This window comes from Terrabacter carboxydivorans (assembly GCF_039532035.1).
GTDB classification, from domain to species: domain Bacteria; phylum Actinomycetota; class Actinomycetes; order Actinomycetales; family Dermatophilaceae; genus Terrabacter; species Terrabacter carboxydivorans.
Genome location: NZ_BAAARE010000004.1, coordinates 153,417 through 178,588 on the forward strand (window position 1 = coordinate 153,417; position 25,172 = coordinate 178,588).

The 25,172-nt window shown below is 70.9% G+C and carries 26 protein-coding genes; 8 read left to right on the forward strand and 18 right to left on the reverse strand.

From position 1 onward, the window contains the following. The first annotated feature begins 55 nt into the window (after nt 1-55). Nucleotides 56-859, forward strand: a complete 804-nt coding sequence (locus ABD297_RS05880; protein ID WP_344253885.1) for a methyltransferase domain-containing protein — start codon at nt 56-58, stop codon at nt 857-859. Between the two features lie 334 nt (nt 860-1,193). Here the strand turns inward: ABD297_RS05880 and ABD297_RS05885 are convergent, their stop codons facing one another. Further along, a complete protein-coding gene (locus ABD297_RS05885; protein ID WP_344253886.1) occupies nt 1,194-1,451 on the reverse strand; it encodes a hypothetical protein in 258 nt (85 codons plus the stop codon). A 73-nt stretch (nt 1,452-1,524) separates the two neighbouring features. On the opposite strand from ABD297_RS05885, the gene ABD297_RS05890 reads away from it, so the two are divergent. Further along, nucleotides 1,525-1,767, forward strand: a complete 243-nt coding sequence (locus ABD297_RS05890; RefSeq protein WP_344253888.1) for a GNAT family N-acetyltransferase — start codon at nt 1,525-1,527, stop codon at nt 1,765-1,767. Here ABD297_RS05890 and ABD297_RS05895 read toward each other — a convergent pair. The 5 genes from ABD297_RS05895 to ABD297_RS05915 form a co-directional block, all read right to left on the reverse strand. Next, nucleotides 1,757-2,167: a DoxX family protein gene (locus ABD297_RS05895; RefSeq protein ID WP_344253889.1), complete on the reverse strand. Its 411-nt coding sequence runs from the start codon at nt 2,165-2,167 to the stop codon at nt 1,757-1,759. The genes ABD297_RS05890 and ABD297_RS05895 overlap by 11 nt on opposite strands. 25 nt (nt 2,168-2,192) lie before the next feature. Further along, the gene (locus ABD297_RS05900) at nt 2,193-3,038 is read right to left on the reverse strand and encodes a GNAT family N-acetyltransferase (RefSeq protein ID WP_344253890.1); all 846 of its coding nucleotides are present in this window, start codon (nt 3,036-3,038) and stop codon (nt 2,193-2,195) included. A gap of 122 nt (nt 3,039-3,160) precedes the next feature. Continuing rightward, nucleotides 3,161-3,838, reverse strand: a complete 678-nt coding sequence (locus ABD297_RS05905; protein ID WP_344253891.1) for a nucleoside/nucleotide kinase family protein — start codon at nt 3,836-3,838, stop codon at nt 3,161-3,163. Between the two features lies 1 nt (nt 3,839). Continuing rightward, a complete protein-coding gene (ispG, locus tag ABD297_RS05910) occupies nt 3,840-5,000 on the reverse strand; it encodes a flavodoxin-dependent (E)-4-hydroxy-3-methylbut-2-enyl-diphosphate synthase (protein WP_344253892.1) in 1,161 nt (386 codons plus the stop codon). A gap of 47 nt (nt 5,001-5,047) precedes the next feature. Further along, nucleotides 5,048-6,394, reverse strand: a complete 1,347-nt coding sequence (locus tag ABD297_RS05915; protein ID WP_344253893.1) for a M50 family metallopeptidase — start codon at nt 6,392-6,394, stop codon at nt 5,048-5,050. Between the two features lie 177 nt (nt 6,395-6,571). On the opposite strand from ABD297_RS05915, the gene ABD297_RS05920 reads away from it, so the two are divergent. Further along, entirely contained in the window at nt 6,572-7,492 is a 921-nt protein-coding gene (locus ABD297_RS05920) for a DUF559 domain-containing protein (RefSeq protein ID WP_344253894.1), read from the forward strand. Between the two features lie 38 nt (nt 7,493-7,530). On the opposite strand, the gene dxr is transcribed toward ABD297_RS05920, so the two are convergent. The 3 genes from dxr to ABD297_RS05935 form a co-directional block, all read right to left on the reverse strand. Next, the gene (gene dxr / locus ABD297_RS05925; protein WP_344253895.1) at nt 7,531-8,736 is read right to left on the reverse strand and encodes a 1-deoxy-D-xylulose-5-phosphate reductoisomerase; all 1,206 of its coding nucleotides are present in this window, start codon (nt 8,734-8,736) and stop codon (nt 7,531-7,533) included. A 25-nt stretch (nt 8,737-8,761) separates the two neighbouring features. Then, nucleotides 8,762-9,283: a pyridoxamine 5'-phosphate oxidase family protein gene (locus ABD297_RS05930; protein WP_344253897.1), complete on the reverse strand. Its 522-nt coding sequence runs from the start codon at nt 9,281-9,283 to the stop codon at nt 8,762-8,764. A 64-nt stretch (nt 9,284-9,347) separates the two neighbouring features. Continuing rightward, nucleotides 9,348-10,721 (reverse strand): SRPBCC family protein, encoded by a 1,374-nt coding sequence (locus ABD297_RS05935; protein ID WP_344253898.1) that lies wholly within the window; start codon nt 10,719-10,721, stop codon nt 9,348-9,350. A 74-nt stretch (nt 10,722-10,795) separates the two neighbouring features. Between ABD297_RS05935 and ABD297_RS05940 the strand changes: the two genes are divergently transcribed. Both ABD297_RS05940 and ABD297_RS05945 read left to right on the forward strand, forming a co-directional pair. After that, nucleotides 10,796-11,263: a guanyl-specific ribonuclease gene (locus tag ABD297_RS05940; protein WP_344253899.1), complete on the forward strand. Its 468-nt coding sequence runs from the start codon at nt 10,796-10,798 to the stop codon at nt 11,261-11,263. Then, on the forward strand, nt 11,260-11,607 hold the full coding sequence (locus ABD297_RS05945) for a barstar family protein (protein ID WP_344253900.1): 348 nt from the start codon (nt 11,260-11,262) through the stop codon (nt 11,605-11,607). The genes ABD297_RS05940 and ABD297_RS05945 overlap by 4 nt, the downstream gene beginning before the upstream one ends. Nucleotides 11,608-11,703: 96 nt before the next feature. Here ABD297_RS05945 and ABD297_RS05950 read toward each other — a convergent pair whose 3' ends face one another. The 8 genes from ABD297_RS05950 to ABD297_RS05985 form a co-directional block, all read right to left on the reverse strand. Continuing rightward, a complete protein-coding gene (locus ABD297_RS05950) occupies nt 11,704-12,720 on the reverse strand; it encodes a DnaB-like helicase C-terminal domain-containing protein (protein WP_344253901.1) in 1,017 nt (338 codons plus the stop codon). Between the two features lie 100 nt (nt 12,721-12,820). Then, on the reverse strand, nt 12,821-14,290 hold the full coding sequence (locus tag ABD297_RS05955) for an NAD-dependent succinate-semialdehyde dehydrogenase (RefSeq protein WP_344253902.1): 1,470 nt from the start codon (nt 14,288-14,290) through the stop codon (nt 12,821-12,823). A gap of 153 nt (nt 14,291-14,443) precedes the next feature. Next, the gene (locus ABD297_RS05960; RefSeq protein WP_344253904.1) at nt 14,444-15,691 is read right to left on the reverse strand and encodes a saccharopine dehydrogenase family protein; all 1,248 of its coding nucleotides are present in this window, start codon (nt 15,689-15,691) and stop codon (nt 14,444-14,446) included. 6 nt (nt 15,692-15,697) lie between these two features. Continuing rightward, the gene (locus ABD297_RS05965) at nt 15,698-16,492 is read right to left on the reverse strand and encodes an ABC transporter permease (protein ID WP_344253905.1); all 795 of its coding nucleotides are present in this window, start codon (nt 16,490-16,492) and stop codon (nt 15,698-15,700) included. 1 nt (nt 16,493) lies between these two features. After that, nucleotides 16,494-17,444, reverse strand: a complete 951-nt coding sequence (locus tag ABD297_RS05970; RefSeq protein WP_344253906.1) for an ABC transporter permease — start codon at nt 17,442-17,444, stop codon at nt 16,494-16,496. A 1-nt stretch (nt 17,445) separates the two neighbouring features. Further along, nucleotides 17,446-18,570 (reverse strand): ABC transporter ATP-binding protein, encoded by a 1,125-nt coding sequence (locus tag ABD297_RS05975; RefSeq protein WP_344253907.1) that lies wholly within the window; start codon nt 18,568-18,570, stop codon nt 17,446-17,448. Beyond that, entirely contained in the window at nt 18,570-19,817 is a 1,248-nt protein-coding gene (locus tag ABD297_RS05980; protein ID WP_344253908.1) for a polyamine ABC transporter substrate-binding protein, read from the reverse strand. Before ABD297_RS05980 ends, ABD297_RS05975 begins: the two co-directional genes overlap by 1 nt. 85 nt (nt 19,818-19,902) lie before the next feature. Then, nucleotides 19,903-21,351, reverse strand: a complete 1,449-nt coding sequence (locus ABD297_RS05985) for a gamma-aminobutyraldehyde dehydrogenase (protein WP_344253909.1) — start codon at nt 21,349-21,351, stop codon at nt 19,903-19,905. A gap of 113 nt (nt 21,352-21,464) precedes the next feature. Here ABD297_RS05985 and ABD297_RS05990 point away from each other — a divergent pair, with 113 nt between their 5' ends. The 3 genes from ABD297_RS05990 to ABD297_RS06000 all read left to right on the forward strand — a co-directional run bounded on the left by ABD297_RS05990 (nt 21,465) and on the right by ABD297_RS06000 (nt 24,304). After that, complete coding sequence (locus ABD297_RS05990) at nt 21,465-21,977, forward strand: Lrp/AsnC family transcriptional regulator (RefSeq protein WP_344253911.1); 513 nt, start codon at nt 21,465-21,467, stop codon at nt 21,975-21,977. Beyond that, complete coding sequence (locus ABD297_RS05995) at nt 21,974-23,413, forward strand: aspartate aminotransferase family protein (RefSeq protein WP_344253912.1); 1,440 nt, start codon at nt 21,974-21,976, stop codon at nt 23,411-23,413. Before ABD297_RS05990 ends, ABD297_RS05995 begins: the two co-directional genes overlap by 4 nt. A gap of 189 nt (nt 23,414-23,602) precedes the next feature. Then, the gene (locus tag ABD297_RS06000; protein WP_344253913.1) at nt 23,603-24,304 is read left to right on the forward strand and encodes a hypothetical protein; all 702 of its coding nucleotides are present in this window, start codon (nt 23,603-23,605) and stop codon (nt 24,302-24,304) included. 103 nt (nt 24,305-24,407) lie between these two features. Here ABD297_RS06000 and ABD297_RS06005 read toward each other — a convergent pair whose 3' ends face one another. Next, nucleotides 24,408-25,148: a hypothetical protein gene (locus tag ABD297_RS06005; protein ID WP_344253914.1), complete on the reverse strand. Its 741-nt coding sequence runs from the start codon at nt 25,146-25,148 to the stop codon at nt 24,408-24,410. Between the last annotated feature and the right edge of the window lie 24 nt (nt 25,149-25,172).

Sequence of the window (25,172 nt, forward strand, 5' to 3'; positions counted from 1 at the left end):
ACCCGGCCCGTGGACGGGCGCGGCCGCCCTCACCGTGTCGGCGTAGCGTCTCGCCATGGCCGACGTCTACCTGCACGGGCACCACGCGAGCGTCCTCGCCTCCCACGGGGCACGCACGGCCGCCGACTCGGCGGCCTACCTGCTCCCCCACCTCCGCGAGGGCCTGCGGGTGCTCGACGTCGGCTGCGGTCCGGGCACGATCACGCTCGACCTGGCCGAGGCGGTCGGCCCGTCCGGGGAGGTGACGGGCGTCGAGGTGGTCCCGGGTCCGCTCGCGCACGCGCGCCGTCACGCCGCCGAACGGGGCGACGCGCGCACCCGCTTCGAGGTGGCCGACGTGATGGGCCTTCCGTATGCCGACGCCTCCTTCGACGTCGTCCACGCCCACCAGGTGCTCCAGCACCTCACGGACCCTGTCGGCGCGCTGCGCGAGATGGCTCGCGTGACCGCTCCCGGCGGCATCGTCGCCGTCCGCGACGTCGACTACGCGTCGATGGTCTGGCACCCGGCGTCCGAGGGGATGACGCGGTGGCTCGAGGTCTACCGCCGCCTCGCGCGCCTCAACCACGCCGAGCCCGACGCGGGCCGGCACCTGCTCGCCTGGGCGCACGCCGCAGGGCTGCGGGACCTGACCCCGTCGGCGTCCCTGTGGACGTATGCGACGCCGGAGCAGTGCGCGTGGTGGGGCGCCACGTGGGCTCGTCGCACGCTCGAGTCGACCTTCGCGGCGCAGTCGCTCGAGCGCGGTCTCGTGACTGCTGAGGAGCTGGCGCAGATCAGCGCGGCCTGGCAGGAGTGGTCGACTCATCCCGACGCGTGGTTCGCGATGACCCACGCCGAGGTCGTCGCTCGGCTCTGAGCCGACGGCGCGTGCGGGGGAAATGCCCTCGCGCGCAAGGTCGCCGGTTTGCCAGAGTGGGCGTATGCCGTCAGCACCCCTCACGTTCGAGCTGGTCACCGAGCCCGCCGAGGCGCAGACCCGCTTCGCCGGGCTCGTCGCCGCCGAGCCCGAGGCACTGAGCGTCCTCGCGAGCGTGACGGGGTCCCTCGTCGTGGATCCCGACCGGTATGCCGGCCCGCGGTGGTGGGCGGGGACGGACGCCTCGGGCGAGGTCGTCGCCGCCTTCATGCACACGCCACCGCACCCGCTGCACATCGCGCTGGCGACGCCCGGCCAGGCACGGGGTCTGGCATCACGGCTCGCGGCGGAGGGAGACACCGTCCCCGGTGTCGGAGGCCTGCGCGAGCCTGCTGAGGCCTTCGCCGACGAGTGGACCGCACGCACCGAGGCTGTTGCGAGGGTGGCCATGGAGGTGGGCCGGTTCGACCTGCCGGTCCGGCCCCGGCTGCCCTTCGCGGTCGAGGGGTCCTTCCGGGTCGCCACCGAGGCGGACGCGGCGCTCCTCGAACGCTGGAACCAGCAGTTCGTCGACGCCATCGAGGGCGGGCACGGCCCCCTCCCTGGCCCACCACGTCGCCGACGGTCGGGTCGGGCTGTGGGACCACGGCGGACGCAGCGTGTCGATGGCCTACGCGTCACCCGCCAACGGCGGTGTCACCCGCATCTCGGGCGTGTGGACGCCTCCGGAGCTGCGCGGGCACGGATACGCGAGCGCGGTGGTCGCCGCCCTGAGTGCAGCGCGCCTCGACGCCGGTGAGGCGTGCATGCTCTTCACCGACCTGGCCAACCCGACGTCGAACGCGATCTACCAGGCACTGGGCTACCGCCGGGTCGGCGACAGCATCAGCATCACCTTCAGCGCATGACTCCACCGGCGCGCAGCGCGGTGCGGATCATCGGCCACTGAAGCGGCAGCCTGGCGACGGTAGCGGCGAGGTAGCCCTGTCGCTTCGCGTCGTCGGGGGCCCGGTCGAGCCGACGCTTGGCCTGGCCCGTCATCGTGACGTTCGCGGGAAAGACCGCGACGAGGAGGCCCGCCGACACGATGCCCGCCACACGCCGGGTGCGCGGGACGAAGAGGCCCACCGCACAGGCGATCTCGAGGGCACCCGAGGCATACACCAGGCCCCTGCGGGACGGGAGCTGCTTGGGCACCATCGCCTCGAACGGCTCGGGCTTGACGAAGTGCATCGTGCCCGAGGTCAGGAAGAGGGCGGCGAGGCCGATGACGTCCTTGCCGAGAGGTGCGGGGTTCGCGGTCTTCATGTGCCCACCCTAGGGGCCACCAGCGCTAGAGCAGGACGGTGGTGAACGCGCCCACCTCGCGGAAACCGCAGCGGGCGTAGGTCGCCCGGGCCGCGACGTTGAAGTCGTTGACGTAGAGCGAGACCTCGTCGGCCATGCCCGACAGCACCTGCTCGACGACGCTCGCCATGGCCGGCACGGACAGCCCCTGACCCCGCAGGCGCGGATGCAGCCACACCCCCTGCACCTGCGCGCAGCCCAGGGCGAGCGAGCCGACATCCGCCTTGAACACGACCTCGCCGTCCTCGACCTTGACGAACGTGTGGCCTGCCCGGATGAGGGAGGCGATGCTCGCCCGGTAGCTGCGGTCGGAGCCGAAGTAGGGCGGGTAGCCGATCTCCTCGGTGAACATGGCGGCGGCCGCGGGCAGCACGAGGTCGACCTCGTCGAGGCGAGCCGGCCGGACCTCCGGGTCGACCGCCAGGCCGAGGTCGGACGGCAGGGCACGGGTCGTCAGCAACGGCTGGTGCGTGCGGATCGCGCGCACCGGCCCCCACGTCGGACCGAGGCGCCCCCAGAGCCCCATGACCTGCTCGCTCGGCCCGAAGATCGAGGCACACTGGCGCCGCATGCGCATGATCCGCGCCGCGACGGCTGACACCCCCTCGTCGTCCAGCTCGACCGGGACGACGTTGGCGCTCACCCACGCCAGGCCGCGCAGCTCACCGTCGGCCCAGTGCCCGAGGAACGAGCCCGGCGACGTGCGCAACGACCCCTCGACGATGCGCGCCGCCACGAAGGCGTTGGCCACGCGGTCCCGAGCGCAGACCTCGAGCGCGGCGTCGTGGTCGGCCGCCGACAGGGGTCGCACGGGGAGGCGTTGTCGGAGCACCTCCCAAGAGTGCCTGTCCACGGGCCGGGTGTCACCCCGGCACGCCTCACGAACGCCTCACAGCCTGCCTGCCCGGCGCACGAGCCCGGCGAACCAGCTCGGCGTTGACGCCCAGCGCCCGCTCAGACCCCGGGGTGCAGGACCGGCCGGTCGAGGTCGGTGTTGTCGAGCACCCACGTCGCGCGCGACCGAGGCTCGACGGCTGCGAGGTAGAGGCGCTGCCCGCCGACGTAGCGCTGGTTCGCGGCTGCCTCGGGGTCCCCGTCGTGGCCGTCGCCGAAGCGCGCGTTGCCGCGCGGCACCGAGACGGAGAATGGCACCTCGACCCACACGGCGGCGTCCCACACGTCCGCCAGCTCGGGCCGCTGGAGGAAGATCCCGTCGACGAGCAGCACCGTGTCCGGACCGACCGGCACCGGGTCGGGGCGCACCGGCCGGTCGGCGTCGACGTCGTTGACGGCCGGGGTGACCGGCTCGCCGCGGCGGAACGGCTCGATGACGACGTGGCGGAAGGCGGCGTAGTCGTAGGAGTCCTCGTAGAACGACTCGGGTCCACGACCCCGGGCCACCCGCTCCGCCCTGGGCCGGTGGAAGCCGTCGACCGAGACCCGCAGCACCTCACGATCGCCGGCGAGGGCACCGATCACCTCGGCGAGCTCGTCGGCGAGGACCGTCTTGCCGGCGCCGTCCACCCCGTCGACCGCCACGGCCACCCGCTCACCCGGCCGCAGCGCGAGGATGCGCTCGGCGAGGTCGCGCAGGACGGCATACCGCTCGGTCGAGCGGACGGGAGGGCGCACGTCAGCTGACGGTGACGCTGGGCGCTCCCGCCGACTCCTCGTCTACCGGCTCGCCCATCTCCTCGGCGAGGCGCATGGCCTCCTCGATGAGCGTCTCGACGATCTGGGCCTCGGGGACGGTCTTGATGACCTCGCCCTTGACGAAGATCTGGCCCTTGCCGTTGCCCGAGGCGACGCCGAGGTCGGCCTCACGCGCCTCGCCGGGACCGTTGACGACGCAGCCCATGACCGCGACCCGCAGCGGCACGGTCATGCCCTCGAGACCGGCGGTGACCTGGTCGGCGAGCGTGTAGACGTCGACCTGCGCGCGGCCGCACGACGGGCACGAGACGATCTCGAGCTTGCGGGGGCGCAGGTTGAGGCTCTGCAGGATCTGGATGCCGACCTTGACCTCCTCGACCGGAGGGGCCGACAGCGAGACGCGGATGGTGTCGCCGATTCCCCGCGAGAGCAGCGCGCCGAACGCCGTCGCCGACTTGATGGTGCCCTGGAAGGCGGGGCCGGCCTCGGTGACGCCGAGGTGCAGGGGCCAGTCACCGCGCTCGGCCAGCAGCTCGTAGGCGCGCACCATGATGACGGGGTCGTTGTGCTTGACCGAGATCTTGAAGTCGTGGAAGTCGTGCTCCTCGAAGAGGCTCGCCTCCCAGACCGCCGACTCGACGAGCGCCTCGGGCGTCGCCTTGCCGTACTTCTCCATGATCCGCTTGTCGAGGCTGCCGGCGTTGACGCCGATGCGGATCGAGACGCCGGCGTCCTTGGCCTCGCGCGCGATCTGCTTGACCTGGTCGTCGAACTGGCGGATGTTGCCGGGGTTGACCCGCACGGCGGCGCAGCCGGCCTCGATCGCCGCGTAGACGTACTTCGGCTGGAAGTGGATGTCCGCGATGACCGGGATCTGGCTCTTGCGCGCGATCGCCGGCAGCGCGTCGGCGTCGTCCTGGCTCGGGCAGGCGACGCGCACGATGTCGCAGCCGCTGGCGGTCAGCTCGGCGATCTGCTGCAGGGTCGCGTTGATGTCGGTCGTGGGCGTCGTCGTCATCGACTGCACCGACACCGGGAAGTCGCTGCCGACCCCGACCTTGCCGACCTGGATCTGACGGGTCTGGCGCCGCGGGGCGAGGACCGGCGGGGGCAGGGGCGGCATACCGAGGGAGACGCTCATGCCGCCATTATGTCTCGCCCTGTCGGTGACCCGTGCCCTCGGGCGGCTCAGCCGAAGAGCTTGATCGGCTTGACGATGTCGGCGTAGATGAGCAGGACCGACATCGTGATGAGCACGAGGCTCATGCCGTAGGCGATCGGCAGGCCCTTGGCGACGTCGACGAAGCCCGGGTCGGGGCGGTTGCGCAGGCGCGCCCAGCCCTTCTTGACCGACTCCCAGATCGCACCCGCCACGTGGCCGCCGTCGAGCGGGAGCAGCGGGATGAGGTTGAAGACGAAGAGCGCCAGGTTGAGCGAGGCGATGAGCAGGATGAGCTGGGCGAGCTTGACCCAGTTGCCACCCTCGTCGGCCGGGATGTCGAGGGCTGCGACCTCGCCGCCGATGCGTCCGACGCCCACGACGGAGATGGGGCCGTTGGGGTCACGGGCCTCGGAGCCGAACGCCGCCTGGAAGACGCCGGTCATCTTCTCGGGGATCTTGACGATGATCGAGGCGGTGTCGACGACGCGGGCCCACACGAAGCCCGGCGCCTGGGCGATCGGCGTGCGCACGAGCTCCTGGCCGGGGGTGATGCCGGCGAACCCCATCGACGCGAGGACGGGCTTGCCGTCCTTGGCGACGGGGTTGCCCTGGGCGTCGTACGTGGCGCGCGAGAGGACGGCCGGGGTGATCGAGATCGACACCTTCCGGTCGCCGCGCTCGACGACCCACGTCATGGTGACGCCCTTGCTGTCTCGGATGGCTGCGGTGACCTGGTCCCACGTGGTGACGGCCCTGCCGTCGACGGAGAGGATGCGGTCGCGCGCCTGCAGGCCGGCGGCCTTGGCCGGGGCGACGGGGTCTCCGGGCTTGCACGTGGGCTGCGGCACCTGGAGCGTCGGCGCGGTCGTCGGGACGCAGGCGGACAGGGCGCCGACCTTCGGGGCGACCTGCGGCAGGCCGTAGAGGGTGATGACGCCGGTGATCAGGACGAAGCCGATGAGGAGGTTCATCACCGGGCCGCCGAGCATGATGACGATCTTCTTGCCGGGGCTCAGCTTGTAGAAGACGCGGTCCTCGTCGCCGGGCTTGACCTCCTCCATCGAGTCGGCCCGCGCCTGGTCGACCATCTGGCTGAAACGGCCGGTCGAGAGGGTGCGCAGCTCGCCGGGCTTGTCGCCGGGGCGCGGCGGCAGCATGCCGATCATGCGGACGTAGCCGCCGAGCGGGACGGCCTTGATGCCGTACTCGGTCTCGCCGCGCTTGCGCGACCAGATCGTCGGGCCGAAGCCGACCATGTACTGGGTCACCTTGACCCCGAACTTCTTGGCCGGCACGAGGTGGCCGATCTCGTGCAGCGCGATGCTCAGCGCCACGCCGATGACGACGACCAGGACCCCTAGGAAGAACAGCACCCCTTCATTGTCACATCGACTCCCTGTGATTCCCGACTCGATGTATCTCCGCGGCCCAGAGGCCGCGGAGATACATCGAACGGAGAAGGATCCACAGCCCCCTCCGCCAGGTCCCGGTTGTCCACCGCGGAGAAGCGGCACCCGACCGGCCGTCGACCCCGCCCCCATGGTGGGGCGGTGGAGAGAAGCACCCGTCGCCGTCTGGCCCGAGAGCTCGCCCTGGCCTCGGACGGGGTCCTCTCGAGGAGGATGCTTGCCGCAGCAGGGATCACCCGCCACGACGTCCGCTACCAGGTGAAGGGCGGTCGGTGGCGCCCGTACGGGCAGCAGACGGTGGCGGTTCACAACGGCCCGCTCGGTCTCGCTGCTCGGCGATGGGCAGCGGTCTTCGAGACCGGCGCCACCATCGCCGCGATCGACGGTGTGACGGCGTTGCAGCACGCTGGACTGACCGGCTACGAGGACGACCAGATCCACATCTCGGCCGTCCACAACCACAACACGGATCGCCTATCGGGAGTCACGACGCACAAGGTCATCCGTCGCGTGTCCGGCGAGCTCGGACTGGGCGGACTGCCGCACCCGTGCCCCGAGGTGGCGGCGATCCGGGCCGCGCACTGGGCGAGGTCCGACCGGCAGGCCGCCCTGATTCTCCTCATGACGGTGCAGCAGCGGCTGACGACGCCTGCCCGGCTCGCTGTAGCACAACGCGTCGTCCGTGGACGCACCCGGCGCTCGTTCATCAGGAGCGTCGTGCGAGACATCGCGTTCGGGGTCCAGAGCCTCGGGGAGCTCGACTTCGCCCGACTGTGCCGGTCCCGGGGCCTGCCCGAGCCGTCGCGGCAGGTCGTGCGCCAGACGCCAGGGGGCCGCATCTACCTTGACGTCGCCTGGGACGGCCACGACCTCGTCGTGGAGATCGACGGTGCCCAGCACCGGTGGGGCACTGCGGTGACCTTCGACAACCTGCGGCAGAACGACGTCGCGCTCTCGGGCGACCGGGTCCTGCGGATCGACGTCATCGGTCTTCGCCTCGAGACCGACCGCTTCCTCGACCAGGTCGAGCGCGGCCTGGCGGACCGCCGGTTCGATGTCTAGCCGCGTGCCCTGGGCCGCGGTGATACATCGAACCCGGGTCAGGCGGGGGTGATCGCGTGGGCGGCGGCGGCTCGCGCCCAGGCGTCGGCGGCGAGGACGTCGTCCAGCGTGAGGTCGCGGCCCCGCGAGCCCGGCTCTGCGGCATACGAGTCCACGACCGCGGCCACCGTGTCGACGATGTCGACGAAGTCGATGCGGCCCTCGTGGAAGGCGTCGACGGCGACCTCGTTGGCGGCGTTGTAGACGGCCGGCCACGTGCCGCCGGCCTCCCCCACCCGCCGGGCCAGGGCGACGGCCGGGAAGGCCTCGTCGTCGAGCGGCTCGAAGTCCCAGCTCTGCGCCTTGGTCCAGTCGACCGGCACGTCGGCGTCGGCGATGCGCTCGGGCCAGCTCATCCCGAGGGCGATCGGCACGAGCATCCGCGGCGGCCCTGCCTGGGCGATCGTCGAGCCGTCGACGAACTCGACCATCGAGTGGATCATCTGCTGCGGGTGCACGACGACGTCGATGCGCTCGAACGGGATGTCGAAGAGCAGGTGCGCCTCGATGACCTCGAGCCCCTTGTTGACGAGCGTCGCGGAGTTGGTCGTGATGACGCGCCCCATCGAGAAGTTGGGGTGCGCGAGCGCCTGCTCGGGCGTCACGTCGGCGAGCTCTGCCCGCGAGCGCCCCCGGAACGGGCCGCCGCTCGCGGTGACGACGAGGCGGCGCACCTCCTCGGCACGGCCGCCGCGCAGGCACTGGGCGATGGCCGAGTGCTCGCTGTCGACGGGCACGATCTGGTCGGGCGCCGCGACGGCCTTGACGAGGGGCCCGCCGATGATGAGCGACTCCTTGTTGGCCAGGGCCAGCGTCGTGCCGGCGCGCAGCGCCGCGAGCGTCGGCTCGAGGCCGATGGCACCGGTGATCCCGTTGACGACGACGTCGGCCTCCCGGGCGGCGAGCGTCGTGCTGGCCCCGGGACCCACGAGCAGCTCGGGGTCGTATGCCGTGACGCCGGCCGTGTCGGCCGCGCGGGCCACCGCTCGGGCGAGTTCCTCCTGCGTCCCTGCGGCGACGGCGACGACGGGGACGCGCAGGGCGACGGCCTGCTGCGCGACGAGGTCGAGGTTGGTGCCTGCGGAGAGCCCGACGACCTGGAAGCGGTCGCGGTTGCGCTCCACGAGGTCGATGGCCTGCGTGCCGATCGACCCGGTGGATCCGAGCAGGGCGATGCGGCGGGGGCGGGCCGTGGTGTCAGTCACCCGGGCATTCTCGCGCAGGCCGGCCTCAGGCGGTCACTCCCCTCGCCCGGAGCAGCTCGTCGCGCTTGAACGCGTAGGCGACGGCCCACGTCATGCGCAGGCGGTACATCCGGATGTCGTCGCCCCAGGACAGGGGGCTGGTGCCGTAGTGGGCGGTCCAGTGGGCGTCGACCTCGTCGAGCTCGGGCCCGGGCGCGAAACGCTCGGCCGTGCCATGGCTGAAGAGGGCGAGGTCCTCACCGTCGACGTGGGCGACGCTCGCGGCCGGACGTGCAGCCAGGTGTCGCGCCTTGGCCGAGGTGCCGGAGGTGCCGAAGGTCCACGTGCCGTGGAGGAAGTGGCCGTCGAGCGCGCTGATGCGGGGCTCGCCGGCTGCGGTGACGGTGGCGACGGAGAGCACCTTCATGCCGGTGAGCAGTGCGACGAGCTGCTCGGCGGTGAGGGTGCGGTCGTCGTCGATGATGCTGCGCAGGTGGCCCGACGCGCGGGCGTGGGAGGCGTCGAGCAGGGCCTGCAGGGCGGCTGTCTCGTCCGGTGTCTCGAGCATCCTCAGACGCTAGCGCCGTGCACCGACGACCGACCCGTCGCGCGCGTGGACGCGCAGCGGCAGCTCACCACCAGGTGGTCTCGCTCGCGGCGTAGAAGCCGTCGTCGTTCCACGTGCGCCACGTCCCGACGTCGTAGCCGGCTGCGGGCGCCGCCACGTGCGGGGGCGGCAGGAGCACGCTCGACGGCACGGACGCACGAGCGCCCACGGCCGACTCCGCCCCGGCGCCGACCTCACCCGCCGCCCCCGGTGACGGGGGTGCGGGGCTCGCCGGGACCCCGCTCGGGGGCGGCAGGTCAGGCCCCTGCCCGGGTGGCGGGGGTGCGAGGCTCGCCGGGACCCCGCTCGGGGGCGGCAGGTCAGGCCCCTGCCCGGGTGGCAGGAAGCCCGTCGCCGGGTCACGTTGCGGGACGACACCGGCCTCGGCGAGGTTCTTGACGACGGCGAGACGGGTGGCCATGAGCGCGGCGATCCCGGACCCGTCGACGACGCGTCCGGGCCCTGCCGGGAGCCAGCCGGTGAAGGTCTCGGTGAGCCGGGCACCGACCTCGCACGGCTCGACGGTCGTGACGACGTCGGCCTCGTGGGACGAGGTCAGGTCTCGCTCGACGGTCCGTCCGGGCTCAGGCGACGGGGCGACGAGCGACACCGAGCAGGCCCGGCGTCCGTCCCCCTGTCGGTGGACCGCGAGCACGTGCTCGCGCCCGGGCTCGTCGGCGAGCTCGAGGCGCACGAGCTGCTCGAGCGAGGGCTTGAGGAGCTGCTCGGACGACGGCTGCTCGAGCAGCTCCCGGAGCCGGTCGGGAGCGACCGCGATGTCGACCGAGGCCGACTCGTGCACGGGCAGGACCCCGGGTCCGCCCGCCGTCGCCGGACCGTGCCCCACGAAGCCGCTCGCCATCGCGTCCTCGACCGGCCCGTCGGACGTCGGGTCGGTCGTGCGGCTGCGCGGGGTGCCCTCGACGTCGGCCTTGAGCCCGAGCAGCGCCCGCGCGACCCAGGACCGGGCGAACTCCGCCGCGGGGTCCGTCGGCGCGAGACCGTCGAGCCGCTGGGCGACGACGCAGCCACCGTCGAGCGGCTCGACCGTCGTCGTCAGGGTGAGCGGCGTCGCGCCGTCCGCGGTGCGGCACACGACCTGCACCCCGTGCCGGACGTCGACGACGGTGCTGAGGCCCACCCAGAGCCGGCCGTTGGACCGCCGCCACACGCCGGCGAACTCGGGCAGACCGCCGGGGCCCGAGGCATGCAGGGCGAGCACCCGCACGCAGTCGACGCCGAGCTCGGCGCCCGGGGCGGGGGCCACGAGGTGCGGCCAGACCTCCGACGGAGCACGCTCGATGAAGACCCGGTGGCCCACGTCGCGCACCACGACGGCCGGGGCGGGCTCGTCACGGCGACCGCCCCGGTCCCCGAAGAGGTCGCGCAGAAGGCTCACGCCCGGCAGTCTCCCCCAGCGCGCCGGGCACGTCAGAGGATTCGCCGTTTAGGCGGCTGGGGCATGATGAGGGCGTGAAGACGCTCGGCTCGCGTCAGGTCCTGCTCGGCGTCCTCGCCGTGGCCGTCGTCGTGCTCGCCTGGGTCGTCGTCCGAGCGGGCCAGGGTCCGACTGCCACGTCGACGCCGAGCGGGCCGGGAGCAGCCGCGACGGCCCCGTCGACACCGGGCCCTTCAGGCACCGACCCCGTCTCGGGCCTGCCCTGGGTCGCCGAGTCCGCCCTGCCGCGGCAGGCGCGTGACACGCTGGCGCTGATCCGGGCCGGTGGACCGTTCCCCTACCCCCGCAACGACAACCAGACCTTCACCAACCGGGAACGCCTGCTGCCACAGGAGGCCCGCGGCTACTACCGCGAGTTCACCGTCGTGACACCGGGATCCGCCGACCGCGGCGCCCGTCGCATCATCACCGGGAGCAGCGGCGAGAAGTACTGGACCGACGACCACTACGCGTCGTTCAGTCGCATCAGGGAGGGCACGTGACGACGTTCCTGGGCAGGCACAGCGAGGCCGACGACCACATCGAGCAGCTGCGGTGGCTCGGCCACGACGTCCGCGTCGTCTCCGGGGGCGACGACAAGGCCGGCGTGCTCGAGGCCTTCGCCTCGGGGCTCGCGCTGCCGGAGTGGTTCGGCCACAACTGGGACGCGCTCCTCGACGCCCTCCGGGACCTCGACGCACCTCGCGACGCACCCATCGAGCTCGTGTGGGACCACGCCGCCGGCCTGCGGGCGCGGGACCGCGACGCCTACGACACCGTCGTCGAGATCCTCGAGCAGGTGGCCGACGAGCGCGACGACCTGCACGTCACGGTCGTGACCCGCTGAGACGCTGACGCGCACGGGCACGCATGCCGTGACGCGACCTCCCACAAGAGCGCGGGGACCCGCTCCCGCCGCCACACGGCATACGCCCTCGGGACCTCAGGAGACGAAGACCCGGTCGTCGATGAGCCGCTCGGTGACCTCCTGGCCCTCCGTGTGGAACCGGCCGTGCTCGAAGTCCTTGGCGAACTCCAGCTCGACGTGGGCCTTGCCGTGGCGGTTCTTCTCGACGCTGACCACCGACCACCCCCGGAAGCGCTGGATGTTGCCGAGGTCGTAGACGAGGTGCTCGCGCGAGACGATGTCGACCTTGTCGTTGACGATGAGCACGACGTCGGCCTCGAAGGCGAGGGCCGAAGAGCCCCGCAGGTCGTGGGTGCGCATCCGGTGGCCGGCCGCGAGGGCGTCCTTGTCGGCGGCCGAGATCGCCACGACGGGCACCCGGGCCGACAGGGCGAGGTCCTTGAGCCCCTCGGCGGCGGCGGTGATCCGCTCGTCCTCGCCGGGGCGGTCGACGGGCAGCTTCTGGATGTAGTCGAGCAGGACGAACGGTGCCTGCCCCGTCGCCTCGGTGACGCGGTCGACGGTCGCCGCGATCTGCTCGAGCGTCGTCGTGGCACCGGACGACTCGTGGATCTGGAGCCGGTCGCCGTAGCCCACCAGGGCGGCGTGGGCGCGGGCACCGCCGGGCAGGCTGCCGAGCACGGCGTCGAGCGAACCGCCGTCCTCGGCCGTCTCCAGCGCCCGGCGCACGTCGACGACCCCGGCGACCTCGCCAGGGTCGCCCTCGGCCGCCTCCATCGAGATGAGGCGCTCGAGCAGCGTGTGGCTCTCGTGCTCGTAGGAGAAGACGAGCGCGCTCCCCCCGGCCGCGACGACGTTGCGGCCGAGCTGGAGACCGATCGTCGTCTTGCCGTGGCCTGCCGGACCCCCGAGGAGCACCAGCTCGCCGGAGCGCAGCCCGCCGGTCAGGACCGAGTCGAGCGCCGGGAACCCGGTCGGCCACACGCGCGCACCGGCAGGCGACCCGCCCCGCAGGACCTCGTCCGTCTCGCTGAGCAGGGCATCGAGCGGACGCAGGGATCCGGCGTCACGCGGGCCGGCTGGTGTCACCATGCGCAGATTGGACCACAGCGCACCCGGCCGACGGGTCGGTTCGGGGAAGGTGCCTCCGTGAAGGTGCGCCGGTGGAGGTGCCCCGGTGGAGGCGCCCCGGTCAGAGGGCGATGCCGACGTACTTCGTCTCGAGGTACTCCTCGATGCCCTCGAAGCCGCCCTCGCGCCCGATCCCGGAGGACTTGACCCCACCGAAGGGAGCCGCGGGGTTGGAGACGATGCCCTGGTTGACGCCGACCATGCCGTACTCCAGGGCCTCGCTCATCGTGATCGCGCGGGAGAGGTCCTTGGTGAAGAGGTAGGCGACGAGGCCGTACTCGGTGTCGTTGGCGAGGCGGATGGCCTCGGCATCGGTGCGGAACGTCGTGACGGGTGCGACGGGACCGAAGATCTCCTCCCGGGCCATGTCGGCGTCGGTGGGGACGTCGGCGAGCACGGTCGGGCTGTAGAACCAGCCATCGCCCTCTGGGGCGGACCCGCCGACGAGGACCTTGGCGCCCTTGGCGACGGCGTCGTCGACGAGCGCCGAGACCTTGTCGCGGGCCTTCTCGTCGACGAGGGGGCCGACGTCGACGCCGTCCTTGGTGCCGCGACCGAGGGTGAGTGCGCCCATGCGTCGGGCGAGCCCGGCGCTGAACTCGTCGGCGAGCGACTCGTGGACGTAGAAGCGGTTGGCCGCGGTGCACGCCTCGCCCATGTTGCGCATCTTGGCGAGCATGGCGCCCTCGACGGCCTGGTCGACGTCGGCGTCCTCGAAGACGAGGAACGGCGCGTTGCCGCCGAGCTCCATCGAGACGCGCAGGATGCCCTGGGATGCCTGCTCCATGAGGGAGCGGCCCACGGGGGTGGAGCCGGTGAAGGTGAGCTTGCGCAGCCGCGGGTCGCGGATGAGGGGCTCCATGACGTCGCCGGTGGTGCCGTGCGTCGTCATGACGACGTTGAGCACACCGTCGGGCAGGCCGCACTCGCGGAGCAGCTCGGCGAGGGCGAGCATCGTCAGGGGGGTCTGGCTCGCCGGCTTGATGACCATGGTGCAGCCGGCCGCGATGGCCGGACCGATCTTGCGGGTGCCCATGGCGAGCGGGAAGTTCCACGGCGTGATCATCAGCGTGGGGCCGACGGGCTGCTTCATCGTCATGAGGCGGGTCGCGCCGTTGGGCGCCGTCGACCAGCGTCCCGAGATGCGCACGGCCTCCTCGGAGAACCAGCGGAAGAACTCGGCGCCGTAGGCGACCTCTCCCCGGCTCTCGGCGAGCGTCTTGCCCATCTCGAGGGTCATGAGCATCGCGAACTCGTCGGCGCGCTCGGTGATCTTCTCGTATGCCGCCCGCAGCAGCTCCCCACGCTCACGCGGGGCCGTGCGGGCCCAGTCGGCCTGCGCCGCCACCGCGGCGTCGAGGGCCGCCCTGCCGTCGGCGACGGAGGCCGCCGCGACGTGGGTCAGCACCTTGCCGGTCGACGGGTCGTCGACGGCGATCGTCTGACCGTCGCTGCCGTCACGCCACTGCCCGCCGATGAGCAGGCCCTTGGGCACTGCGTCGATCACTGACTTCTGTGTCACCGCTGCCATGCGAGAAACCCTATTCCTGTTCGGTTGGTGGTCGGCGGCGACCCCGGGGGTGCGCCGGCAGGGGGCGGACCAGCGGACGCTGCCGCGCCGGCCTCGGTTCTGGTTCCGGTGCTGGTCCCCGTGCTGGTCCCCGCGCTGGTCTCGGCACCTGCCTCAGCGCTCGTCGATGCCCCACGGAGAGCCGTAGCCCTCGGGCTTCGCGGCCGCCAGCAGGTCGAGGAACGGCACGGCGTCGAAGGCCTCGGGGCCGAGGACACCGGCGCCCTTCCACGTGCCACGGGCGAGCAGCTCGAGCGCGACGACGGGGTTGACCGCCGTCTGCCACACGACGCACTGGGCGTCGTAGGCCGCCATCGTCTCGGCGTTGTCGACGACGTGGTAGAGGTACGTGCGGCGGGGCCGACCGTCCTTGCCGGTGCCGGTGACGTAGAGGCCGGCGCAGGTCTTGCCGGTCATCCGCGGACCGATGGTCGCCGGGTCGGGCAGTACCGCGGCCACGACGTCTCGCGGTGAGACCTGCACGCCCTTGACGCTCACCGGCTCGGTCCGGTCGAGTCCCAGGGTGCTCAGGACCTTGAGGATGCCGATGAACTCGTCGCCGAGGCCGTACTTGAAGGTGACCCTCCTGGCATCGACCCAACGCGGCATGAGGAGAACCTCCTCGTGCTCGACGTTGACGCACTCGACGGGCCCGATGGCCTCCGGGAAGTCGAACACCTCGGGCTCGCTGAAGGGCGCCGTCGTGAACCAGCCGCGGTCCTTCTCCCACACGACGGGAGGGTTGAGGCACTCCTCGATCGTCGTCCACATCGAGAAGCTCGGGGCGAAGATCTCGTTGCCGTGCTCGTCGTGCACGACGAGGTTGGCGCCGTCGCGGGTGCCGAGCTCGTCGATCTCGGAGAAGAGGTGGTCGGCGGCGTAGCGGGCGAAGACGTCGGACAGCCCGGGTTCGACGCCGATGCCGACGAGCGCGAGCCGGCCGTCGGCCTCCCACTCCCCCGCCACCGCGAACTGCTCGTCGCCGAGCTTGACGCCCGTGACGGCATACGGCTGCTCGGGATGGCGCTGCGACAGGCTCATCGCCATGTCGAGGTAGTCGGCCCCGGCAGCCTTGGCACCGTTGAAGATCGGCATGACGAACTTCGGGTCGACGGCGTTGAAGACGTGCGTCGCCTCGTGCTCGCGGGCCAGCGCCGTCACCGCCTCGACCGACGATGCGTTGACCTGCGCCGCGACGAAGCGTGCGTCGCCGCCGCCGCGCGCGGCCACCGCCGCGACGGTGCGCTCGGCACGCGTCACGTCGTAGTCGGCGACCACCCAGCGCTCGAAGAAGTCACGCTCGGAGGCGATGCGCGCGGCGGCGTCACCGACCCCACCGGAGCCGATCATGAGGACACGCATGACGAATCAGGCCACCTGTCGGTTGCGGCGTCGCCCGAGCAGCTGACCTGCCAGCACGATGACGAGGGCGCCGAGGAACATCACGGTGCCGATGACGTTGATCTGCACCGGCGTGCCGCGCTGCGCGGCACCCCAGACGTACATCGGGAACGTCACGGACTCGGGGCTCGCGTTGAAGTTGGTGATGATGTAGTCGTCGAACGACAGCGAGAACGCGAGCAGCGTGCCGGCGGCGATGCCGGGCGCCACGAGCGGCAGGGTCACCTTGAGGAAGGTCTGCACCTCGTTGGCGTAGAGGTCGGCCGCCGCCTGTTCGAGGCGCGGGTCGAGCGAGGCGACGCGCGCCTTGACGGTGACGACGACGAAAGACAGGCAGAACATGATGTGCGCGATCAGGATGGTCGTGCGTCCCGTCGGGATGCCCATGGCGATGAAGAGCGTCAGCAGGCTCGACCCCATGACCACCTCAGGGGTGGCCATCGGCAGGAAGATGAGCAGGTTGGTGCCGGCCCTGCCCCGGAACTTGTAGCGCCCCAGCGCGAAGGCGACCATCGTGCCGAGGACGGCAGCGGTCAGCGAGGCGATGAGCCCGATCTGGAGGCTGAGTCCCACGGACTGGCAGACCCCCGGCACTCCGCACGGGTTGGTCCACGCGTCGAGCGAGAACTGGGTCCACTCGTAGTTGTAGCGCCCTGCCGGCTTGTTGAACGAGTAGGCGATGACGACGAGGTTCGGGAGCAGGATGTAGAGCATCACCAGGACGCCGATGATGATGACGAGGTTGCGTCGCAGCCATGACATGTCAGACCAGCTCCTCTGTGCCGGCGCGGCGCACGTAGGTGATGACGAGGGCGACGATGAGCAGCATGAGGATGAAGCTCAGGGCCGCCGCCGTCGGGTAGTCGAGGACGCGGAGGAACTGCGCGTCGATGACCTGGCCGATCATGACCGTCCGCGTGCTGCCGAGCAGCACGGAGTTGATGTAGTCACCCGTGGCCGGGATGAAGGTGAGCAGCGTGCCGGCGACCACGCCGGGCAGCGAGAGCGGCCAGATGACCCGTCGGAACGCCTGGAAGGGCGAGGCGTAGAGGTCGCCCGCCGCCTCGACCAGCCGGTGGTCGAGACGCTCGAGGTTGGAGTAGAGCGGCAGCACCATGAACGGCAGGAAGTTGTAGGTCAGGCCGCAGATGACGGCGAACGGCGAGAAGAGCAGCTGGTCGTTGTTGATCAGACCGAGCGTCCGCAGCACGTCCTTGAAGCCCGTGAGCAGGAACTCCGTCCCGGTCGCGTGGGTGACCTGGTAGAGCAGGCCGCTGTCGCCGAGGATCGTCTGCCAGGCGAGCGTCCTGATCAGGAACGAGGTGAAGAACGGGGCGATGACGAGCACCAGCAGGAAGTTCTTGTACCTGCCCGAGCGGTGCGCGATGAACCAGGCGAGCGGGTAGCCGAGCGCCAGCGTCGCCAGGGTGGCGACCCCTGCGTAGACCAGCGACCGGACCATCTGAGGCCAGTAGGTGGACAGGGCGTCCGCGTAGGTGGCGAAGTTCCACGTCAGCGTGTAGCCGTTGTCGACGTCACCGGTCTGCAGCGACTGCGACGCGAGCGACAGCATCGGGACGACGAAGAAGACGACGAGCCAGAGCAGGCCCGGGAGAAGCAGCAGGTAGGGCACCCGCGCGCCGCGGCGCCGGCGCGGCTTCGCTCCGGCGGTCGTCGGCTGCGTCGGCGTCACCGGGAGTGTGGTCGCTGACATGTCACTCGTCCTCGATGTGCTCGGCCCCGGCGTCCGCGTCCTGCGACGCGTCGAGGGCGAAGCTGTTCTCCGGCACCCAACCGAGCGTCACGTTCGAGCCGAGCTGGGCCCGCGGCATGCCGTCGTTCTGCTGGACGACGGTGAGCTCGCGGCCCCACGGCATCGCCACGAGGTACTGGGTGGCCACCCCGAGGAACGACACGTCGGTGACCTCGCCCTTGAGCGTGTTGAGGCCGGTCGCGTCGGCGGAGTCGCTGATGATGCGGACCTTCTCCGGACGGATGCCCAGCCACAGCTCCTTGCCACCGTCGGGCAGCGACGCGGCGGGCACCGTCATGGCGACACCGTGCACGTCGAGCGACGCGACCCCCTGCGAGACGCCGCTGACCGTCGCGCGCAGCAGGTTGGACTGCCCCAGGAAGTTGGCCGCGAAGGTCGACTCCGGCTTCTCGTAGAGCGTGCCCGGGTCACCGACCTGCTGGAGGCGACCACCGTTCATGACGGCGATGGTGTCGGCCATGGTCATGGCCTCCTCCTGGTCGTGGGTGACGTGCACGAACGTCAGGCCGACCTCCGACTGGATGCGCTTGAGCTCGATCTGCATCTGGCGACGCAGCTTGAGGTCGAGCGCGCCGAGCGGCTCGTCGAGCAGGAGGACGTCCGGCCTATTGACGACGGCGCGGGCCAGCGCCACCCGCTGCTGCATGCCGCCCGAGAGCTGGGTCGGCTTCTTCTTGGCCACGTGCGCGAGCTCGACGAGCTCGAGGGCCTCCATCGCCTGGACCCGCCAGTTCGAGACGCCGCGGCGCTTCAGGCCGAATGCGACGTTCTCGAGGATGTCGAGGTGCGGGAAGAGAGCGTAGTTCTGGAACACCGTGTTGACGTTGCGCTGGTAGGGCTTCGTCGCCGTGATGTCCTGGCCGCCGATGGAGATGGTGCCCGCTGTCGGCTGCTCGAGGCCGGCGACCATGCGAAGCGTGGTCGTCTTCCCGCAGCCGGACGGACCGAGGAGGGCGAAGAACGACCCTTGCGGGATCGTCAGGTCGATGTTGTCGACCGCCGTGAACGTCTCGTAGGTCCGGGTGACACCGGTCAGCACCAGGTCACCACTCGCGCGCTCAGCCATCAGCCGGTCACCAGCGCCTGGAACTTCTTGTTGTACTTCGTCTCCTCGGCGGCAGTGAGGCCACGGAACACGTGGGCCCGCGACAGCGTGTCGGCCGAGGGGAAGATGAGCTGGTTCTTGGCCACCTCGGAGTCCTGCTTGGTCAAGATCTCCTGCGCCCCCTTGACCACCGAGATGTAGTTGACGTAGTCGACGACCTGGGCCATGACCTTGGGGTCGTAGTAGTAGTTGATGAGCCGCTCGGCGTTCTTCTTGTGCTTGGCGAGGGCCGGGATGACGAAGTTGTCGGACCACAGCGTGCAGCCGGTCTGGGGCAGGACGTAGCCGAGGTCGGGGTTGTCCGCGCGCAGCTGGACGACGTCCCCGGTCCAGGCGAAGCACGCGGCCGTGTCTCCGGAGGCGAGCGGCTTGGTGTAGTCGTTGCCGGTGAAGCCCTTGATCTGGCCGGCGTCCTTGGCCTTCTGCAGCTCGGCGATGGCGGCGTCGAAGTCGGCGTCGGTGAAGCTCTCGATCTTCTTGCCCATCGCCATCAGCACGAGACCGACCGTGTCGCGCATCTCGGTGAGCAGCGTGACCTTGCCCTTGAGCGCGGGGTCGGTGAGGAGCTGGTCGACGGACTCGACCTTCTTGCCCCCGGTCGCCTTGGGGTTGTAGGCGATTCCGGCGAAGCCGCTCTGCCACGGGAGCGAGTGCACCCGGCCGGGGTCGAAGCTGACCTGGGTCAGCGAGTCCTGGAGGTTGACGTGGTTGGGGATGTTGGCCATGTCGAGCTTCTGCACGTAGCCGAGGCGGATGAGGCGTGCCACCATCCAGTCGGTGCTGACCCAAACGTCGCGGCCCGTGTCGCTGCCCGCCTCGAGCAGCGGGCGCACCTTCGCGTAGAACTCGTCGTTGTCGTTGTAGTCCTCGGTGTAGTTGACCTTGATGCCGGTCTGCTTGGTGAACTCGTCGAGGCTCGGGCGCGCCTTCGTCTTGTCGTCGACGTCGATGTAGGCCGGCCAGTTGGACCAGTTGACGACCTTCTCGGTGTCGGACATGTCCTGGGCGGCCGCCGCCGTCTTGGCAGGTGCCGTTCCGGACCCCCCGGGGCCGGTCGTGGGGTTCTTGCCCGCGGACCCGCAGGCCGCGAGGAACGCGGCCGCGCTGACGCCGGCGGCGCCCATCATCGCGGACCGACGTGACACGAGACCACGCATCAGCGCTGCGCGCAGGTACGGGTTGTCGGTGTCGAAGCTCTTGTCGTTCATCTCATTGACTCCAGGGGGTTTTGAGTGGGTCGTTGGGCGGAGGGATCGACGGTGACCCGGTGGTGCGGGTGGGCTGCGCCCGACGTCACGACTCGATGTTGGCCATGACGTGCTTGATGCGGGTGTAGTCCTCGAGGCCGTACATCGACAGGTCCTTGCCGTAGCCGCTGTGCTTGAAACCCCCGTGCGGCATCTCGGCGACGATCGGGATGTGGGTGTTGATCCAGACGCAGCCGAAGTCGAGCCTCTTGCTCATGCGCATGGCCTTGCCGAAGTCGCGGGTCCACACGCTCGAGGCGAGGCCGTACTGCACACCGTTGGCCCAGGCGAGCGCCTCGGCCTCGTCGCTGAACTGCTGCACGGTGATGACCGGGCCGAAGATCTCGCTCTGGATGTGCTCGTCGTCCTGGCGCAGGCCGGCCAGCACCGTGGGCTCGAAGAAGAAGCCGTCGCCCAGGGTGTTGACCCGGGACCCGCCGGCGGCGACGCGGGCGTGGTCGGGCAGCCGGTCCATGAAGCCCGAGACGTGCGCCATCTGGTTGGCGTTGTTGACCGGGCCGAGGGCGGCGTCCTCGTCGTGCGGCATACCGACCTTGACCGAGCTCTTGGCGTACTCGGCGAGCGCGGCGACGAAGTCGTCGTGCACCCGGGGACCGGCGAGCACGCGCGTCGCGGCGGTGCAGTCCTGGCCGGCGTTGAAGTAGCCGGCTCCGGCGATGCCCTCGACCGCGGCCTCGATGTCGGCGTCGTCGAAGACGATGACCGGCGCCTTGCCACCGAGCTCGAGGTGGACCCGCTTGAGGTCGCGCGAGGCGCTCTCGGCGACCTGGATGCCGGCGCGCACCGAGCCGGTGATCGCGACGAGCGACGGCGTCGGGTGCTCGACGAGCATGCGGCCCGTCTCGCGGTCGCCGGTGATGACGTTGAAGGTGCCCTCGGGCAGGAACTCCGACGCGAGCTCGGCCATGAGCAGGGTGGTCTCGGGCGTGGTGTCCGACGGCTTGAGGACGATGGTGTTGCCCGCGGCGAGCGCCGGGGCGATCTTCCACATCGCCATCATCATCGGGTAGTTCCACGGCGTCACCTGCCCGACGACGCCGATGGGCTCTCGGCGCACGAAGGAGGTGTGGCCCTTCATGTACTCGCCCGCGGACTTGCCCTCGAGCACCCGCGCCGCGCCGGCGAAGAAACGCAGCTGGTCGACCATCGGCGGGATCTCCTCGCTCCGCGTCAGGGCGTGCGGCTTGCCGGTGTTCTCGCCCTCGAGGCGGATGAGGTCCTCGGCCCGCGCCTCGATGGCGTCGGCGAACTTCAGCAGCGCCGCCTGGCGCTCGCTCGGGGTCGTGTCTCCCCACGTCTCGAACGCGGTCGACGCCGCGGCATACGCCCGGTCGACGTCGGACTGGCTGCTGACGGGGGCCTTGGCCACGACCTGGGCGGTCGACGGGTCGACGATGTCGGTCGTCGCATCGCCCTCGGGGTCGACGTACTGGCCACCGATGAAGTTGCGGAGCTGGCGCGGCTGGGAAGTCATGCGGGAATGCTAAACGCAGACCTTCGCAATCAGGAAGACTTGTCGAGAAGAAACTTCGGAATCAGTTGCGGCGGGACTTGCCAACAGCGTGTTCCACAGGTCAAGATCGGCGCATGACGACCATCCGTGGCGTGGCCAACGCGGCCGGCTCCGGGGGCAACGGTGCCAAGAAACCCTCGGTCAACCTCGACGACGTGAGCAAGACGATCATCGAGCTGCTCCAGCACGACGGGCGCAAGTCCTACGCGTCCATCGCCCAGGAGGTCGGCCTCTCCGAGGCGGCGGTGCGCCAGCGCGTGCAGCGCCTCCTCGACGCCGACGTCATGCAGATCGTCGCGGTGACGGACCCGCTGCAGGTCGGGTTCCAGCGCCAGGCGATGGTGGGCCTGCGGGTCTCAGGGGACATGACCTCGGTCGCCGACGCGCTGACCGAGATGGAGGAGGTCTCCTACGTCGTCACGACCGCCGGGAGCTTCGACGTGCTCGCCGAGGTCGTCTGCGAGAACGACGCCCACCTGCTCGAGCTGCTCACGAGCCGCATCCGCCCCCTCCCGGGCGTCACGGCGACCGAGACGTTCGTCTACCTGAAACTCAACAAACAGCTCTACAACTGGGGTACACGATGAGCATCAACCCGAACGAGGTCTGGGAACCCACCTCGGACCACCGCACGCCAGCCGGCACCCTCCACTCGGAGGCGGCCCGCGACCACCTGTGGATGCACTTCACCCGACACTCGGTCTTCGAGGACCGCAGCGAGGGCGGCCTCGGCCACACGGTCCCGATCATCACCAAGGGCCAGGGCTGGAAGATCTGGGACGACCGCGGCAACGAGTACATCGACGGTCTCGCCGGGCTCTTCGTCGTCCAGGCCGGCCACGGCCGTGAGGAGCTCGCCGAAGCGGCCGCCAAGCAGGCCAAGGAGCTCGCGTTCTTCCCGCTGTGGAGCTACGCGCACCCCAAGGCCATCGAGCTGGCCGAGCGGCTCGCGAGCCACGCTCCCGGCGACCTCAACCGGGTCTTCTTCACCACCGGGGGCGGCGAGGCGGTCGAGACCGCCTGGAAGCTGGCCAAGCAGTACTTCAAGCTGACCGGCAAGCCGACCAAGCACAAGGTCATCTCGCGCGCCGTCGCCTACCACGGCACCCCGCAGGGCGCCCTGTCGATCACCGGCATCCCGGCGGCCAAGGAGATGTTCGAGCCGCTCGTGCCCGGCGCGCACAAGGTCCCCAACACCAACATGTACCGCGCCCCCGAGCACCTGCGCGACGACGAGAAGGCGTTCGGCCGCTGGGCCGCCGACCGCATCGCCGAGGCCATCGAGTTCGAGGGCCCCGACACCGTCGCCGCCGTCTTCCTCGAGCCGGTGCAGAACTCCGGTGGCTGCTTCCCGCCGCCAGCGGGCTACTTCGAGCGGGTCCGCGAGATCTGCGACGAGTACGACGTGCTGCTCGTGTCCGACGAGGTCATCTGCTCCTTCGGCCGTATCGGCTCGATGTTCGCGTGCGACGACTTCGGCTACGTGCCCGACATCATCACGTGCGCCAAGGGCATGACGAGCGGGTACTCCCCCATCGGCGCGATGATCGCGAGCGACCGGCTGTTCGAGCCGTTCAAGTCCGGCACGACCTACTTCCCGCACGGCTACACCTTCGGCGGTCACCCGGTGTCGGCCGCGGTCGCGATGGCCAACCTCGACATCTTCGAGCGCGAGGGCCTCAACGACCGCGTGAAGACCAACGCCCCGATCTTCAAGGCGACGCTCGACAAGCTGCTCGACCTGCCGCTCGTCGGCGACGTCCGCGGCGCCGGCTACTTCTACGGCATCGAGCTCGTCAAGGACAAGGCCACCCGCGAGACGTTCAACGACGCCGAGTCCGAGCGCCTCCTGCGCGGCTTCCTGTCCAAGGCGCTCTTCGACGCCGGTCTCTACTGCCGTGCCGACGACCGGGGCGACCCCGTCATCCAGCTCGCGCCGCCGCTCATCATGGGCCCGGAGCAGTTCGACGACATCGAGTCGCGGCTGCGCTCGGTGCTGACGGAGGCCGAGAACCACCTCTGACCCGCTCTTCCCGACTCCGTGCGTATGCCGTGGGGGTGTCGCCGGCCACGAAGCCACCCATTCGCGGGTGGCTTCGTGCGTTCCCCGGTGGGGACGGCTGCGCGTCGGAGGAACGCTGGCACGGGCCGTTCGTTGGGGTAGGTACCCGACGAGTGCGACGCCGACGCACCGCCGACACCAGGAGAAGACATGGGATTCCTCGACAAGCTGCTCGGACGCGAACCGCTCCAGCAGCAGCGCCCCCAGCCCGTACAGCCCTCACAGCAGCAGCTCCCACAGCCCCCGAGCGGGCAGCCGTATGCCGTCCCGGCGCCCCACGGGGGCGCCTCCAGCGAGGACGAGCGGGCCATCGCCCGCTACAAGTACCTCCTGCGCACCGCGCCGCCCGAGGACATCGAGCGGGTGCACACCGAGGCCTTCGCCAAGCTCTCGCCCGAGCAGCGCCAGATGGTGCTCCAGCGCCTCAACGAGGACCTGCCCGAGGGTGAGCGTCCGCGCAGCGACCAGCCCGCCGACCTCGCGCGCAGCGCGACCCGCGCCGAGATGGGCCGCCCCGGCTACCTGCAGGGCGCCTTCGGTGGCGGGCGACCCGGTGGGATGGGCGGTGGGATGGGCATGGGCGGCATGATCGCCGGGTCGATGCTCGGCACCATCGCGGGTGTCGTCGTCGGCTCCGCCCTCGCCGACATGATGCTCGGCGGCTACGACTCCTCCCCCGAGGCCCAGGAGGCCGGCGACGCGACGACCGACGCCGGTGACGGGGGCGACGCCGGTGGAGATGCCGGCGGAGACGCCGGCGGAGATGCCGGCGGGTCCGACTTCGGGGACTTCGGTGGTGGAGGCGACTTCGCCGGCGGCGGCGACTTCGGCGGCGGGGACTTCGGCTTCTGACCGATCCGCAGCCCGACGTCCGCAGCGGCGTTCGTTTCCGGTGGTGCCCGACCCGCTCGGGCCTGCGGAATCGGACGCCGCTCCTGCGTCCGGTCCCTGCGTGTCAGGCGCGCGCCGGGACGGTGCTGGGGAAACCCCAGACGTAGGGCTGGTCGAAGGTCCGGACGCGGTACTCGCGCACGGCGGAGACGGTGTAGCGGTAGGAGTAGCGCCCGAGGTTGTCGGCGTAGACGTTCTTCAGTCCGTGCCAAGTGGTCGTCCCGGGCGTCCGCCACTCGATGACGCCGGTGGCACGGCCCCACGTGCCGAAGGCGTGCGTCGAGGTCCAGTAGCGGTACGAGCGGGTGCTGACGGTGACCGTCGCGCCCGAGCGCCTGGCGGAGACGTAGCTGGCGGAGCCGACCCGCACGTCCATCCGGACCGTGTTGAGGTCGTCCAGCGTCAGGGGCGGCAGCGTGCGCTCCGGGGTCCAGGTCCAGACCCCCAGACGCGACGTGTCGAAGATCTGGGGAAGCGCATCGATGCCTCGCGCGGTGGTGGTGTGATCCGTCAGGAAGATGACGGTGCCCTGGACGGTGCCTCCGGCCATCCCGGACCACGAGTCCCACGTGTTGGTGAAGTACTCGAAGTCCTGGCAGTCGGTCGTCACGGTCGCGTTCGCCGTTCGGTCCGGGACGGAGAGCACCACCTTCGGCTGCACCCACAGGTGCGCGTAGGTGCACGGCCCTGCAGTGGTCGCCGTCCGCTCGGCGGCGCGGGCCGGGGCCCCGGTCGTCGCGACGAGGGCGACGAGGGTGACGAGCGCGACGGACATCGACCGGACCAAACCAGCGCGAATCCCCATGAGCCGGAGGCTACGCCGCCGTGG

Coding starts and splice junctions, on each gene's coding strand:
- ABD297_RS05975 (WP_344253907.1), bottom strand. CDS start 18,570: ATGGCTGAGCGCGCGAGTGGTGACCTGGTGCTGACCGGTGTCACCCGG.
- ABD297_RS05960 (WP_344253904.1), bottom strand. CDS start 15,691: ATGCGTGTCCTCATGATCGGCTCCGGTGGGGTCGGTGACGCCGCCGCG.
- ABD297_RS05930 (WP_344253897.1), bottom strand. CDS start 9,283: ATGCTCGAGACACCGGACGAGACAGCCGCCCTGCAGGCCCTGCTCGAC.
- ABD297_RS05880 (WP_344253885.1), top strand. CDS start 56: ATGGCCGACGTCTACCTGCACGGGCACCACGCGAGCGTCCTCGCCTCC.
- ABD297_RS06005 (WP_344253914.1), bottom strand. CDS start 25,148: ATGGGGATTCGCGCTGGTTTGGTCCGGTCGATGTCCGTCGCGCTCGTC.
- ABD297_RS05995 (WP_344253912.1), top strand. CDS start 21,974: ATGAGCATCAACCCGAACGAGGTCTGGGAACCCACCTCGGACCACCGC.
- ABD297_RS05990 (WP_344253911.1), top strand. CDS start 21,465: ATGACGACCATCCGTGGCGTGGCCAACGCGGCCGGCTCCGGGGGCAAC.
- ABD297_RS05965 (WP_344253905.1), bottom strand. CDS start 16,492: ATGTCATGGCTGCGACGCAACCTCGTCATCATCATCGGCGTCCTGGTG.
- ispG (WP_344253892.1), bottom strand. CDS start 5,000: ATGAGCGTCTCCCTCGGTATGCCGCCCCTGCCCCCGCCGGTCCTCGCC.
- ABD297_RS06000 (WP_344253913.1), top strand. CDS start 23,603: ATGGGATTCCTCGACAAGCTGCTCGGACGCGAACCGCTCCAGCAGCAG.
- ABD297_RS05950 (WP_344253901.1), bottom strand. CDS start 12,720: ATGGTGACACCAGCCGGCCCGCGTGACGCCGGATCCCTGCGTCCGCTC.
- ABD297_RS05890 (WP_344253888.1), top strand. CDS start 1,525: ATGGCCTACGCGTCACCCGCCAACGGCGGTGTCACCCGCATCTCGGGC.
- ABD297_RS05985 (WP_344253909.1), bottom strand. CDS start 21,351: ATGACTTCCCAGCCGCGCCAGCTCCGCAACTTCATCGGTGGCCAGTAC.
- ABD297_RS05980 (WP_344253908.1), bottom strand. CDS start 19,817: ATGAACGACAAGAGCTTCGACACCGACAACCCGTACCTGCGCGCAGCG.
- ABD297_RS05895 (WP_344253889.1), bottom strand. CDS start 2,167: ATGAAGACCGCGAACCCCGCACCTCTCGGCAAGGACGTCATCGGCCTC.
- ABD297_RS05970 (WP_344253906.1), bottom strand. CDS start 17,444: ATGTCAGCGACCACACTCCCGGTGACGCCGACGCAGCCGACGACCGCC.
- ABD297_RS05955 (WP_344253902.1), bottom strand. CDS start 14,290: ATGGCAGCGGTGACACAGAAGTCAGTGATCGACGCAGTGCCCAAGGGC.